At 67.7% G+C, this 13,206-nt stretch carries 13 protein-coding genes; 4 read left to right on the forward strand and 9 right to left on the reverse strand.

The genetic code is table 11. From position 1 onward, the window contains the following. Positions 1 to 22: 22 nt before the first annotated feature. The 6 genes from era to pyrE all read right to left on the reverse strand — a co-directional run bounded on the left by era (position 23) and on the right by pyrE (position 4,419). On the reverse strand, positions 23 to 985 hold the full coding sequence (gene era, locus ACT53U_RS06130) for a GTPase Era (protein WP_476153546.1): 963 nt from the start codon (positions 983 to 985) through the stop codon (positions 23 to 25). Next, positions 972 to 1,682: a ribonuclease III gene (rnc, locus tag ACT53U_RS06135; RefSeq protein WP_476153547.1), complete on the reverse strand. Its 711-nt coding sequence runs from the start codon at positions 1,680 to 1,682 to the stop codon at positions 972 to 974. Before rnc ends, era begins: the two co-directional genes overlap by 14 nt. Continuing rightward, entirely contained in the window at positions 1,682 to 2,437 is a 756-nt protein-coding gene (gene lepB, locus ACT53U_RS06140; protein ID WP_476153548.1) for a signal peptidase I, read from the reverse strand. Before lepB ends, rnc begins: the two co-directional genes overlap by 1 nt. A gap of 60 nt (positions 2,438 to 2,497) precedes the next feature. Continuing rightward, positions 2,498 to 2,947: a holo-ACP synthase gene (gene acpS / locus ACT53U_RS06145; protein ID WP_476153549.1), complete on the reverse strand. Its 450-nt coding sequence runs from the start codon at positions 2,945 to 2,947 to the stop codon at positions 2,498 to 2,500. A gap of 10 nt (positions 2,948 to 2,957) precedes the next feature. Then, positions 2,958 to 3,716, reverse strand: coding sequence for a pyridoxine 5'-phosphate synthase (locus ACT53U_RS06150; protein ID WP_476153550.1), 759 nt, complete (start codon positions 3,714 to 3,716; stop codon positions 2,958 to 2,960). A gap of 124 nt (positions 3,717 to 3,840) precedes the next feature. After that, entirely contained in the window at positions 3,841 to 4,419 is a 579-nt protein-coding gene (gene pyrE, locus ACT53U_RS06155) for an orotate phosphoribosyltransferase (protein WP_476138604.1), read from the reverse strand. Between the two features lie 198 nt (positions 4,420 to 4,617). Between pyrE and ACT53U_RS06160 the strand changes: the two genes are divergently transcribed. Beyond that, positions 4,618 to 6,273 carry an AMP-binding protein gene (locus tag ACT53U_RS06160; RefSeq protein WP_476153551.1) on the forward strand — a complete coding sequence of 552 codons (1,656 nt, stop codon included), beginning with the start codon at positions 4,618 to 4,620 and terminating at the stop codon, positions 6,271 to 6,273. A gap of 129 nt (positions 6,274 to 6,402) precedes the next feature. On the opposite strand, the gene ACT53U_RS06165 is transcribed toward ACT53U_RS06160, so the two are convergent. The 3 genes from ACT53U_RS06165 to ACT53U_RS06175 form a co-directional block, all read right to left on the reverse strand. Then, complete coding sequence (locus ACT53U_RS06165) at positions 6,403 to 8,628, reverse strand: RelA/SpoT family protein (protein ID WP_476153552.1); 2,226 nt, start codon at positions 8,626 to 8,628, stop codon at positions 6,403 to 6,405. A 225-nt stretch (positions 8,629 to 8,853) separates the two neighbouring features. Further along, a complete protein-coding gene (gene rpoZ / locus ACT53U_RS06170; RefSeq protein ID WP_476153553.1) occupies positions 8,854 to 9,234 on the reverse strand; it encodes a DNA-directed RNA polymerase subunit omega in 381 nt (126 codons plus the stop codon). Positions 9,235 to 9,514: 280 nt separating this feature from the next. Then, entirely contained in the window at positions 9,515 to 10,207 is a 693-nt protein-coding gene (locus tag ACT53U_RS06175; protein ID WP_476153554.1) for a methyltransferase domain-containing protein, read from the reverse strand. Positions 10,208 to 10,597: 390 nt separating this feature from the next. Between ACT53U_RS06175 and ACT53U_RS06180 the strand changes: the two genes are divergently transcribed. From ACT53U_RS06180 to ACT53U_RS06190, 3 genes are all read left to right on the forward strand, one after another. Next, positions 10,598 to 11,218, forward strand: a complete 621-nt coding sequence (locus tag ACT53U_RS06180) for a LabA-like NYN domain-containing protein (RefSeq protein ID WP_476153555.1) — start codon at positions 10,598 to 10,600, stop codon at positions 11,216 to 11,218. 109 nt (positions 11,219 to 11,327) lie between these two features. Further along, positions 11,328 to 11,978 carry a uracil-DNA glycosylase gene (locus ACT53U_RS06185; protein WP_476153556.1) on the forward strand — a complete coding sequence of 217 codons (651 nt, stop codon included), beginning with the start codon at positions 11,328 to 11,330 and terminating at the stop codon, positions 11,976 to 11,978. A 37-nt stretch (positions 11,979 to 12,015) separates the two neighbouring features. Further along, entirely contained in the window at positions 12,016 to 13,203 is a 1,188-nt protein-coding gene (locus ACT53U_RS06190) for a tetratricopeptide repeat protein (RefSeq protein WP_476153557.1), read from the forward strand. Positions 13,204 to 13,206: the final 3 nt, after the last annotated feature.

The following is a 13,206-nucleotide window of genomic DNA, read 5'->3' on the forward strand; positions in this document are numbered from 1 at the left end:
GTGCCGGAGCCCGGCCCCCCTGTCAGTCCTTCGGCAGTTCCAGGCCCATCTGGCGATAGCGCTCGGGGTCGTCGGACCAGTTCTCGCGCACCTTGACGAAGAGGAAGAGGTGGATCTTCTGCTCCGCCGCGTCCTCGATGTCCTTGCGCGCCGCCATGGAGACGGCCTTGATCGTCTCACCCTTGTTGCCGATGACGATGCGCTTCTGGCTCTCGCGGGTGACGAAGATCGTCTGCTCGACGCGGACGGAACCGTCTTTCTGCTCCTTCCAGAGCTCGGTCTCGACCGTCGACTCGTAGGGCAGCTCGTCGTGGACGCGCAGGAACAGCTTCTCGCGGGTGATCTCGGAGGCGAGCTGGCGCATCGGCAGGTCGGAGATCTGATCCTCCGGATAGAGCCACGGCCCTTCCGGCATCTCGCCGGCGAGCCAGGCGAGCACGTCGGCGACGTGGTCGCCGGTCAGCGCCGAGACCATGAAGGTGCGCTCGAAGGGGATTCGTTCGTTGAGCGCGGCGGTCAGCGCCAGCAGCGCCTCGCGACGGACGAGATCGACCTTGTTGAGGATCAGCACCTTGCGATGGTTCATGCCGGCGAGGCGCTCGATCACCGCTTCGGCGGCCTCGTCGAGGCCCTTCTTGGCATCGATCAGGCAGCACACCAGATCGGCGTCGGCGGCGCCACCCCAGGCGGTCGTGACCATCGCCCGGTCGAGCCGGCGACGCGGGCGGAAGATGCCGGGCGTGTCGACGAAGATGACCTGGCTCGGGCCCTCGATGGCGATGCCGCGCACCAGGGCGCGCGTCGTCTGCACCTTGTGGGTGACGATCGACACCTTGGAGCCGACGAGAGAGTTCAACAACGTCGACTTGCCGGCGTTGGGCGCGCCGATCAGCGCGACGAAGCCGGCCCGGGTCGCGGTGGGCGCACCGGTTGCTTCGGTCTCGGCGCCGACGCCGCCGGTGGCGGTCGCATCAGGCTCGGTCATCGCTCTCGTCCTTCCACAATCCCTCGCGCACCAGCACGCGGGCGGCGGCGTTCTGTTCGGCTTCTCGCTTGGACCGGCCGGTGCCGATCAGGCCCTCGACCGGGCCGGTGATGTCGACGGCGATCTCGAAGCGGGGATCGTGGTCGGGTCCCGTGCGGGAGACCTGTCGATAGACCGGCGCCGAGAGGCCCCTGCCCTGCAGCCATTCCTGCAACGTCGTCTTGGCGTCGCGCAGAGGCCCGCGCGCCGCCTTCATCCGCTCGCACCAGTGCTTCTCGACGAAGGCGCGGGAGACGTCGAAGCCGGCGTCGAGATGGATCGCGGCGATCACCGCCTCCATCACGTCGGCGAGGATCGCCGCCTTGGTGCGTCCGCCCGACTGGGCCTCACCCGAGCCGAGCCGGACCGCCGCCCCGAGACCGAGGTCGCGGGCGACGTCGGCGCAGGTCTCGCGCTTGACCAGCGCGTTGAGGCGGCGGGCGAGTTCGCCCTCCTCCGCGTCGGGGAAACTCGCATAGACCATGCCGGCCACCGTCAGCGCCAGCACGCGATCGCCGAGAAACTCGAGACGCTGATAGCTGTCGCCGGCGATCTGCACGGCGCTGGTGTGGGTCAGGGCCCGCACGAGGAGATCGCGATCGGCGAAGCGGTGGCCGATCTTCTCCTCCACCGCCTCCAGAGAGACGTGCGTCTTCATCACAGCAGTCCGAAGAGGCGCTTCCAACGGACCTCCCACGGCCAGGTCCAGACCTGCCAGGCCTGCGCGCCCTCGTCGATCGAGAAGAACACGATGCGGGCCTTGCCGATCAGGTTCTCATAAGGGACGTAGCCGACCGCGTCGAGGAAGCGGCTGTCCTGGGAGTTGTCGCGGTTGTCGCCCATCATGAAATAGTGACCGGCGGGCACGACGTATTCGGGCGTGTTGTTCTGGAAGCCACTGTCCTCGCGCTTGAGGATGGTGTGGGTGACGCCGCCGGGCAGCGTCTCCAGATAGGCGCGGGTCTTGATCTTGACGCCGTAGAAGTCGTTCTCGACGAAGGGCTCGGTCGCCTCGACCTTCACCGGCTCGCCGTTGATGTGGAGCAGACCCTGCTTCACCTGGATGTGGTCACCGGGCAGGCCGATCACCCGCTTGATGTAGTCGGTGGCGTTGTCCTTGGGCAGCTTGAAGACGACGACGTCGCCGCGCTTGGGCTCGGAGCCCCAGATGCGGCCGGAGAAGTTCACACCGTCGAGCGGCCAGGGCAACGAGAAGCGCGAATAGCCGTAGCTGTACTTGGAGACGAAGAGATAGTCGCCGACCAGCAGCGTCGACTTCATCGATCCCGAGGGGATGTTGAAGGGCTGGAACAGCAGCGTGCGGACGACCAGCGCCAGCAGCAGGGCCTGCACCACCACCTTCACGGTTTCGCCCCAGGAATTCTCCGCCGCCGGCTTTTCGGTCACGCTCATCTCTCTCGTCTTTCCGCGCCGAAGGCGTGATAGCGCGCCGGGGGCCGGCACGCAAATGAATCAACCGGCCGTCCGTACGCCCGGACCCGCACCCGTCCCGGCGGTCGGCCAGTCTGCCGGCCAAGCCGAGATCACCACGAAGGCCTGGGCCAGCGGATGATCGTCGGTGATGGTGAGGTCGATCCTCGCGACGAATCCGGGCGGCGTCATGGCCGCGAGCCGTTCCGACGCGCGGCCGGAGAGGTTCATCGTCGGCCGGCCCGAGGGCTCGTTGACGACGCCCATCTCGGTCCAGGACACGCCCTGCGCGATGCCGGTGCCGAGCGCCTTGGCGCAGGCCTCCTTGGCGGCGAAGCGCTTGGCATAGCTCGCCGCACGGTTCTTGCGACCGTCCGACTTGCGCCGCTCGATCTCGGTGAAGCAGCGGTGGGTGAAGCGCTCGCCGAAGCGCTCGAGCGAATGCTCGATGCGGCGGATGTCGATCAGGTCCGAACCGATGCCGAGGATCATCCGGCCCTCCTCAGGCGCGCGCCGCGTCCATCAGCCGGCGCATCTCGCGCACCGAGGCCTCGAGGCCGACGAAGATCGCCTCGCCGATCAGGAAGTGGCCGATGTTGAGTTCGCGGATCTCGGACATGACGGCGATCGGCGTGACGTTGGCGAAGGTCAGACCGTGGCCGGCATGCACCTCGAGGCCCGCCTTCGCGCCGAAGGCGGCGGCGGCGGCGAGGCGCTCCCGTTCGGTCTCGGCTTCGGCCGCACGGCCCTCGTCGAGCAGGTCGCAGTACTTGCCGGTGTGGAGTTCGACCACCGGCGCGCCCATTTCGACCGCCGCCTCGAGCTGGCGCGGATCGGGCTCGACGAAGAGCGAGACGCGGATGCCGCGGTCGCGCAGGCGGGCGATCATCGGCGCCAGATGCGCACGGCCGCCGGCGGCGTCGAGGCCACCCTCGGTGGTGCGCTCGGCGCGGCGTTCGGGAACGATGCAGGCGGCGTGCGGGCCGTGGCGCAGGGCGATCTCGACCATCTCGTCGGTCGCCGCCATCTCGAGGTTCAGCGGCAGGGCGATCTCGGCCATCAGCCGCTCGATGTCGCTGTCACGGATGTGGCGACGATCCTCGCGCAGGTGCGCGGTGATGCCGTCGGCCCCGGCGGCGGCGGCCAGATGCGCGGCGCGCACCGGATCGGGCAGCAGCCCGCCGCGCGCGTTGCGGATGGTGGCGACGTGATCGATGTTCACCCCGAGACGGAGGGTGGCGGAGGATGCGGACTGCGACATCGACGGCTCCCGGCTCTGATTCACCACCGCCGATCGGAACCCGCGGGTACCGACACATAGGACCCCGCGACGTCGGGAACAAGACGGGGAGCGCAAGGCTCCTCCGTTGTCCCCCCGCCGGCCGTCAGATGTTGCGGCTGCCGGGCTTCACGGCGGGGAGCGCGGCCAGTTCCGGCGGCAGGGCGTCGGCCGGATAGGCCGGCACCTCGTATTCGGCCAGCGCCACCAGCGGCACGCCGCAGTCGGCCTTGCCGGCGGAACGGTCGATCAGGCAGGCCACCGCCACCACCTCGGCGCCGATGGCGGTGAGCGCCGCCACGGTCTCGCGCGAGGAGAGGCCGGTCGTCACGATGTCTTCGATGATGACGACGCGAGCGCCGGGCTTCAGTTCGAAGCGGCGCAGCCGCATCTCGCCGCCCTCGCGCTCGGTCCACACGGCGGGCACGCCGAGGTGACGGGCCGTCTCGTAGGCCGGGATGATGCCGCCCATCGCCGGGCCGACGACGGCGTCGAGCCGATCGATGCCGGCGGCGCGGATCTTCTCGGCGAGTGCCTTGCAGACGATCTCGGTCTTCTCGGGATACTGGAAGACGCGGGCCTTCTGGATGAAGACCGGCGAGCGCAGGCCCGACGACAGGATGAAGTGGCCGGTCAGCAGCGCGCCGCAGGACTTGAACACGTCGAGGACTTCGTCGCGGGTCATGGTGGATCTCTCGATGGCGGGATGAGTTCGCCCGACATCGCGCGGGAGCGCGGGCCTGTCAAGGCGAAAGGCCGCACCTCTCCAGGGGGGACATCCGGGGTGCGCCGAATTGCCGAGGCCCATGCGAACCCGTTATATCGCTCGCCCACCGGACGACCGGAACCGCGACCCGAAGATCGCCAACGAGAAGCCGCACCGATGCAGAGCGCCCAGAGCGTCGCCTCCAGCCATGCCGTCCCGACGCGGATCGACGTCGAGGTCTTTTCGTCGATCCCGGAGATGTTCGAGCGCTCCGTCGCCGCCTTCCGCGAGCGCGTCGCCTACGTCAACATGGGCCGCAGCCTGACCTACGACGATCTCGGCGCCAAGGCGCGCGACTTCGCCGCCTTCCTCCAGGGCCACCTCGGCCTGCCGAAGGGCACGCGGGTGGCGCTGATGATGCCGAACCTGCTGCAGTATCCCATCGCCCTCTTCGGCACGCTCCGGGCCGGCTGCATCGTGGTCAACTGCAATCCGCTCTATTCGGCGCGCGAGCTCGAGCATCAGCTGGCCGATTCCGGCGCCGAAGTCGTCGTCGTGCTGGAGAACTTCGCCCATGTCGTCGCCGACGTGGTGGGGCGGACGGGGGTGAAGACCGTCGTCGTCACCCGGGTCGGCGATCTCCTCGGCGCCGCCAAGGGGGCGCTCGCCAACTTCATGGTGAAGCGGGTGAAGAAGATGGTGCGGCCGTGGCACATCCCCGGCCACGTCCCCTTCGTCCGCGCTCTCGCCCACGGCGCCCGGCATGTGCCCGAGATGCCGGAGCTCGCGCGCGACGATCTCGCCTTCCTGCAATATACCGGCGGCACGACGGGCAGCCCCAAGGGGGCGATGCTCACCCACGGCAACGTCATGGCCAACATGTTGCAAGGCCATGCGTGGCTGGAACCGGTGCTGCGCGACACCCGGGAAACCATCCTCACCGCGCTGCCGCTCTATCACATCTTCGCACTGACGGCGAATTGCCTGACGTTCCTCAAGATCGGCGCGACCAATGTTCTCGTCACCAATCCGCGCGACATCTCCGGACTGGTGAAGACCCTGCGCAAGTACCGCTTCACCACGGTGACCGGCGTCAACACGCTGTTCAACGCGCTGCTGCACCACCCGAAGTTCTCGGAGATCGACTTCTCGGCGCTCAGGATCTCGCTCGGCGGCGGCATGGCGGTGCAGAGCGCGGTGGCGGCGAAGTGGAAGGCGGTCACCGGCCGGCCGCTGATCGAGGCCTACGGCATGACCGAGGCCTCGCCCTGCGTCACCATGAACCCGCTCGACGCGCGCGAGTTCAACGGCTCGATCGGCCTGCCCTTCCCCAACACGGAAGTCGTCATCCGCGACGAGGAGGGCCGCGACGTTCCGCTCGGCGAGCCGGGCGAACTCTGCGTGCGCGGGCCGCAGGTGATGCGCGGCTACTGGAACAATCCGGAGGAAACCCGCGCGGCGATGACGCACGACGGCTTCCTCAAGACCGGCGACATCGCCCGGGTCGATGCGGCCGGCTACTACTACATCGTCGACCGCAAGAAGGACATGATCAACGTCTCGGGCTTCAACGTCTTCCCGACCGAGATCGAAGAAGTGCTGGCCGACCATCCGGGCATCCTCGAGGCGGGGGCGATCTCCGTCCCCGACGAGCATTCCGGCGAGAAGGTCAAGGTGGTCGTGGTCCGGAAGGACCCGGCGCTCGACGCAGAGAGCGTGGTCGAGCACTGCCGCCGCAACCTCGCGGCCTACAAGGTGCCGCGCGTCGTCGAGTTCCGCACCGAGCTGCCGAAGACCAACATCGGCAAGATCCTGCGCCGCGCCCTGCGCTGAGGCGGCGCCGGAAGCGCCGTACTCGGGGCCGCTGCCTGTCCCGGCCCCTCGCGGGGCTCGGGGCGTTCGTGGCTCGAAATCGTCCAATGGACGATTTCGTCCCGGCGCGTGCCGCGCCGGGACCGCCACTCACCCATTCACGCGACTGGCCGAGGCGATGATCGGCTTGGCGCGGAGCTGGTTGATGATGCGCGTCAGGTGCTTCAGGTCCCACACCTCGAGATCGATCAGGATCTCGTGGAAGTCCGCGGCCTTCGGGATCATCTTGATGTTGTCGATGTTGCCGTCGTTCTCGGCGATCACCTGGGCGATCTGGGCGAGCGAGCCCGGCTCGTTCAGCGAGTTCAGCGAGATGCGCGCCGGGAAGCGCGACGGGGCCGCCGGGTCGATGTCCCAGCGCACGTCGAGCCAGCGCGACGGTTCCTCGTCGAACTCCTTCAGGGCCGGCGACTGGATCGGGTAGATCGTGATGCCCTGGCCGGGCGTCAGGATGCCGACGATGCGATCGCCCGGCACGGCGCCGCCATTGGGGGCGAAGCGCACCGGCAGGTCGCCCGACAGGCCGCGGATCGGGATCGAGGTGCGATCGTCCGAACCGCCGTCGGGGACGCGGAACTTCATGACGCCCGAGGTCGAGCCGGCATCGAACCAGCCCTCGCCGGAGAGCACCGGACGCGGGATCTGGCGGCCGCGGTCGTCGAAGAGTTCGGGGTGGACGGCGCGCAGCACCACTTCCGAGGCGATCTCGCCGCGGCCGACCGCGGCCAGCACCTCGCCGACCTGCTTCTGGCCGAGGCGCGAGACCGAACCGGCGAGCACGGCTTCCGAATATTCCTTGCCGACGCGCTGGAAGGCGCGCTCGAGGATCTGCTTGCCCAAGCCCCCGAACTGCTTCTTCACCGCGTCGCGGGTGGCGCGGCGGATGGCGGCGCGGGCGCGGCCGGTCACCGCGATCTGCTCCCAGGCCGCCGGCGGGATCTGCGCCTTGGCGGTCAGAACCTCGACCTCGTCGCCGTTGGCGAGCTCGGTCATCACCGGACGGACGCGGCCGTTGATCTTGGCGCCGACGCAGGTGTTGCCGACGTCGGTGTGGACGGCATAGGCGAAGTCGATCGGCGTCGCGCCGCGCGGCAGGGCGATGATGCGGCCCTTGGGCGTGAAGCAGAAGACCTGGTCCTGGAACAGCTCGAGCTTGGTGTTCTCGAGGAATTCCTCCGGGTTCAGGTTAGGATCGTTGAGGCGCTCGATGGTCTCGCGCAGCCAGGCGTAGGCGCCCGATTCCTTGGAGAGATCGGCGATGTTGCGGCCGCCGGAGATCTTGTCGCCGTCCTTGTAGAGGGCGTGGGCCGCGATGCCGTATTCGGCGAAGCGGTGCATCTCCTCGGTGCGGATCTGCAGCTCGACGCGCTGGCGGCCGGGGCCGACCACCGTGGTGTGGATCGAGCGGTAGTCGTTCTGCTTCGGCGTCGAGACGTAATCCTTGAAGCGGCCGGGGACCATCGACCACGTCGTGTGGACGATGCCGAGCGCGTGGTAGCAGTCGTGCAGGCTCTCGACGACGAGGCGGAAGCCGAAGATGTCGGAGAGCTGTTCGAAGGACAGGCCCTTGCGCTGCACCTTGTTGAAGATCGACCAGGGCCGCTTCTCGCGCCCCTTCACCCGCGCCGGAATGCCGTCGGAGGAGAGCTTTTCGGTCAGCGCCTGTTCGATCGCCGGGATGAGGTTCTTGTTCTCCTCGCGCAGCAGGTCGAGCCGCGTCACGATCGAGGCATAGGCGTCGGGCTGGAGGGTGCGGAAGGAGAGGTCCTCCAGCTCCTCGCGGACGTTCTGCATACCCATGCGGCCGGCGAGCGGCGCATAGATCTCCATCGTCTCCTCGGCGATGCGCACGCGCTTGTCCTCGCGCATGTGATGGAGGGTGCGCATGTTGTGGAGGCGGTCGGCGAGCTTGACCAGCAGCACCCGCACGTCGGCGGCGATCGCCAGCAGCAGGCGGCGGAAGTTCTCCGCCTGTTCGGTCTTCTTGGAGACGAAGTCGAGCTTCTTCAGCTTGGTCAGACTGTCCACCAGTTCGGCGATCTCGGCGCCGAACTTGGCGGAGATGTCGACCTTGGTGGCGTCGGTGTCCTCGATCGTGTCGTGCAGCAGCGCGGTGCAGATCGTGGCGTCGTCCATCCGCATCTCGGTCAGGATGGCCGCGACTTCGAGGGGATGGGAGAAATAGGGGTCGCCCGAGGCGCGCTTCTGCGAGCCGTGCTTCATCATGCCGTAGACATAGGCCTTGTCGAGCAGGGCCTCGTCGCAACGGGGATTGTATCGCTTCACCAGATCGACGAGTTCGTACTGACGCATCATGGTGGGGGCGATGACCTCGGATCGATCGTGTTCGGAGAGCGCGTCGACGATCTTACAGACGGGAAACGACCCCCGCCAGTGCGTCGCGCATGCATTCTTCACGCGGCAGAGGGCAGCGGAGCGCTCTTCGGAGCGAAAACCGGGCGTTCACGACGTCCGGCAGGCCCGAAAACGAAGACGCCCGCGAAACGCGGGCGTCGGAACTCTCGGAAGGTCGGGAGGAGATCAGTCCTCCTCCTCCTTGTCCGGCGGCACGAGGCCTTCGAGGCCGCGCAGCAGTTCTTCTTCCGACATGCGGTCGAACTGCATCTCCGAATCGTCGTCCGACGAGGCGGAAATGGCGACGAGCGGCACGGCCTCCGGCTCCGGCTCGTCGACTTCGACGAACTTCTGGAGCGAGTGGATGAACTCCTCGTTCAGATCTTCCGGGCTGACGGTCTCTTCCGCGATCTCGCGCAGCGCCACCACAGGGTTCTTGTCGTTGTCGCGATCGATCGTGATCGGCGAACCGGACGAGATCATGCGCGCGCGATGGCTCGCCAGCAGCACCAGCTCGAAGCGGTTCTCGACCTTGTCGATGCAATCCTCGACCGTGACGCGGGCCATTCTTCTCTCCTGACGGGGCGCGGGGGATTCGAAAGCGGACACATAAGGCGATCGCCGCCGAAAAGCAACGTCGAATCGCCCTCCCAGGGCAATCGCCCGAAAGCGATTGCCCAGATTCCAGCTTGCCTCAGTCGCCGGCGGCGGCATCCGCCGCCTTGGCTTTCGCTTCGCTATGCGCCTCTCGGCGTGGACTACCACGCCGAGAGGCCCGCTGCGCACGGCGCCAGTCGGCGCCGGAAGCCGCAAGTGCGGCTTCGAGCGATGGCCCTGTCGGCTCCCCTCACGCGGGGTCGATGCCCTTCATCGCGACGAAGGATTTGACGATGCCGAGGAAGCGTTCGTCGACCACCGTGGCGCCGGGAAAGAGGAAGGCGAACTGGGCGCGCGTCAGCAGCGTGGCGTATTCCATGACGCCCATCGCCTCGCCGACGTCCTTCGACTTCGGCGTCCAGCCGAGCGGACGGCGCAGCGTGATCGCTATGCGGATCGGTTCGGGCAGCCAGTGGAAGATCGGCAGGCCGTAGTGCGGTTCCCAGGGGAACCAGTAGTTCGGCGTCTGGTGGAACCAGACGTCGGCCATGCGCATCGCCTCGTGGGCGTAGGTCTTCTTCTGCTGCCAGCCGAAGACGTGTTCGATCACCGAGTTGGAATGGGAGATGTCGAAGGCGCCGTCGGCGAAGGGCAGCGTGCGACCGTCGCCCTCGACCGCCGTGAAGATGTCCGGTCGGGTCGGCTCCTTGACGTCGTCGGGCAGGTTCAGGAGCGTGATCCGGACCTTCAGCCGTGCGAGATCGTCGGCCGGCACGATGTTCCAGTAGCGCTCCATGCCGCCGATATCGAGGATCGACACCGAACCCTTCGCGGCCGAGATGCGCTCGATCGTCTTCAGGAGCGGCGCGAAACGCCGCCGCCGGAAGCGCGATCCCAGAGACTGCGCGTCGTCGTAGTTGCCGATGATCTTCTCGATCCCCATGAACTCTTCCTCTTCGATCGCGCACCACCGTGGCCCCGCGGTCCACGAGTCGATGACCTCGCGGAACCATAGAACGAGACACTGCGACGATCCACCACGGCGACGATCAAGCCGCGCAACCCGATCGAATTCGCGTCATGATTTCGTTTATTTCCCAGTATCACAACTCTTCGTTCACTTTCAATTTACGTCAGGGAAGACGAACACGCGCGAATGACTACTGGTGGCGCCGCTACAATTCGGTTAAGAAGGGTGGCCTGCAGCTTCGAGGACACCCTCATTTTTGGCCCTCGCAGCCGATATTCGCAGGCATTTGTCGCCCGTCGGCCGAATTTCAACAGAACGAATGCCGGCGGGTCATCGTCACCCGAATACGGACGTCATCACACCATGATCGACCCCCGCGAAAAAGTCGCGCTGTTCATCGACGGCGCCAATCTCTACGCCACGTCCAAGGCGCTCGGTTTCGACATCGACTACAAGCGCCTGCTGCAGGAGTTCCGCGCGTCCTGTTATCTGCTGCGGGCCTTCTACTACACCGCGCTGATCGAGGATCAGGAGTATTCCTCGATCCGTCCGCTGATCGATTGGCTGGACTACAACGGCTACAAGGTCGTGACCAAGCCGACCAAGGAGTTCTTCGACGCCGCCGGGCGCCGCAAGCTCAAGGGCAACATGGACATCGAGCTCGCCGTCGACGCCATGGAGCTCGCCGAGCACATCGACCACATCGTGCTGTTCTCCGGCGACGGCGACTTCCGCCGTCTGGTCGAGGCGCTGCAGCGCAAGGGCAAGAAGGTCACCGTCATCTCGACGCTGCAGACCCAGCCGCCGATGATCTCCGACGAGCTGCGCCGTCAGGCCGACCTCTTCGTCGATCTCGCCACGCTGCAGAACCGCATCGGCCGCGACCCGTCCGAGCGCATGGCCCGCATGGCCGAGCGCGACGCCCAGGCTCAGCGCCGGCCGCAGCCGGAAGCCGACGACGAGGACTACGAAGACGAGGCGTGAGCCCGTCGGCGATCCCCTCGCCTGCCCTTCATCGACGCGCGCGTGGTTCTCGCCTCGCGCGCGTCGTCGTATGTAGAGCCTCCTGCCTCTCCACCGACGAGTCTCCGCGATGCCTTCGGCCAAGCCCCTCCTCGATCCGGCGCGCGACTGTGCGCTCTGCCCGCGTCTCGTCGCCTTCCGCGAGGACTGGCGCGCCAAGGAGCCGGGCTGGTTCAATGCGCCGGTGCCGAGCTTCACCGGCAGCGATCCGCGTCTGCTGATCGTCGGCCTGGCGCCGGGCGTGCGCGGGGCGAACCGCACCGGACGGCCCTTCACCGGCGACTATGCCGGCGACCTGCTCTACGAGACGCTCTCCGACTACGGCTTCTCGCGCGGCACCTTCCGCGCCGACCCGAAGGACGGGCTGGCGCTCGTCGGTGCACTGATCACCAACGCCGTGCGCTGCGTGCCGCCGGAGAACAAGCCGACGCCCGCGGAAGTCCACGCCTGCCGGCCGTTCCTGGTCGCGACGCTCGCCGCCCATTCCGGCCTCACCGACGTTCTGGCGCTCGGCCGCGTCGCGCACGAGACCTTCCTCAGGACGGTCGGCGAGAAGCCCTCGGCGCATCCCTTCGCCCATGGTGCGATCCACCGGCTGAAGAACGGGCTCCGCCTCCACGACAGCTACCACTGCTCGCGCTACAACACGAACACGGGACGGCTGACACGGGCGATGTTCCGCAGCGTGTTCGACGGGATCGCCGCGGCCATGCGCGGGTGAGACAACCGCGCGCGACGATTTTGAAATCTCGAGTTGCATGAATGCGCGAGGCGCGCTTTCCTCTTTCCGTCGTTCCGGACGGGGGGCAATCGTGCGGATCAAGCGCTGGCTCACGGCGATCGCCATCGCGGCCTTCGTGGTCGCCACACCGGTTCGGGCCGACGTCGGGCCGGACGATCCGCTCGCCGACGCCTGTCACGACGGACCGCCGCAAGGCCGGCTCGATGCCTGTCGCCGGCTCGTCGCGCGCACGCCCGACGACCGCGACGCGCGGATCGCGCTGGGCGATGCACAGAAGGCGGTCGGCGACACCGATGCGGCGGCGGCGACCTGGACGAACGTGGCGGAGGCCCCGGCCACGACCACGCGCGACTTCGTCCTGCGCGCCGCCGCACTCGAGCGGGTCTGGAAGCGGGAAGCTGCACGAAAAGCGATCGATCGCGCCCTGGAACTCGCGCCCGACGACGTCGATGCTCTGGCGCTGCGCGCCGAACTGAAGATGGCAGACGGCGACGCCGACGGTGCGCGGGCCGATCTCGATCGCGGGCACGCGATCGATCCCGCGTCTCCGGGCCTGCTGCTGCAACGCGCCCGGTTGGCCGGTGCCGAAGGCCCTCGCGCCGCCATTCCCTATTTCGAACGGCTCGCGGCGGTTTCGCCCGAAGGGGTGACGATCCTGAGACCGATCGCCGAAGCGATGGAAAAGATGGGTGATCGCGAGACCGCTCTGCGCCTCTGGGACCAGATCCTCGAAAAGTCACCCGACGATGCGGCGGCTCTCGCCCGACGCGGCGCACTGCGGATCGGCGCGCGACGTCTCGCAGAGGCTCGCGCCGACTTCGACCGGGCGCTCGCCGTCGATCCCCGGTCGGTTCGGGCATTGTCGGGGCGAGGGGTCGTCAACGTCATCGCCGACCGGGACGACGAGGCACAGCGCGACTTCGAGGCGGCTCTGGCCATCGATCCGCGCTACGCGGCCGCAGCCTGCAACCTCGGGGCGCTGCAGCTCATGCGAGGGGATCGGAAGGAGGCTATGAGGCTCGCCGAGATCGCGCTCGCATCCGACCCCGACCTCGTCTCCGCTCTCCACCTGCGCGCGAGGCTCCACGCGGCGAACGGCGCCCAGGATCTGGCGGCCGTCGATCTCGAGCGCGCGGAGCGGCTGGATCGGCTCGAGCGCCTGCGCCGGGAAAGCGCGGAGCAGACACCGACGCTCGGGCGCTGAGGC

This window comes from Pinisolibacter sp. DMC19 (genome assembly GCF_056313985.1).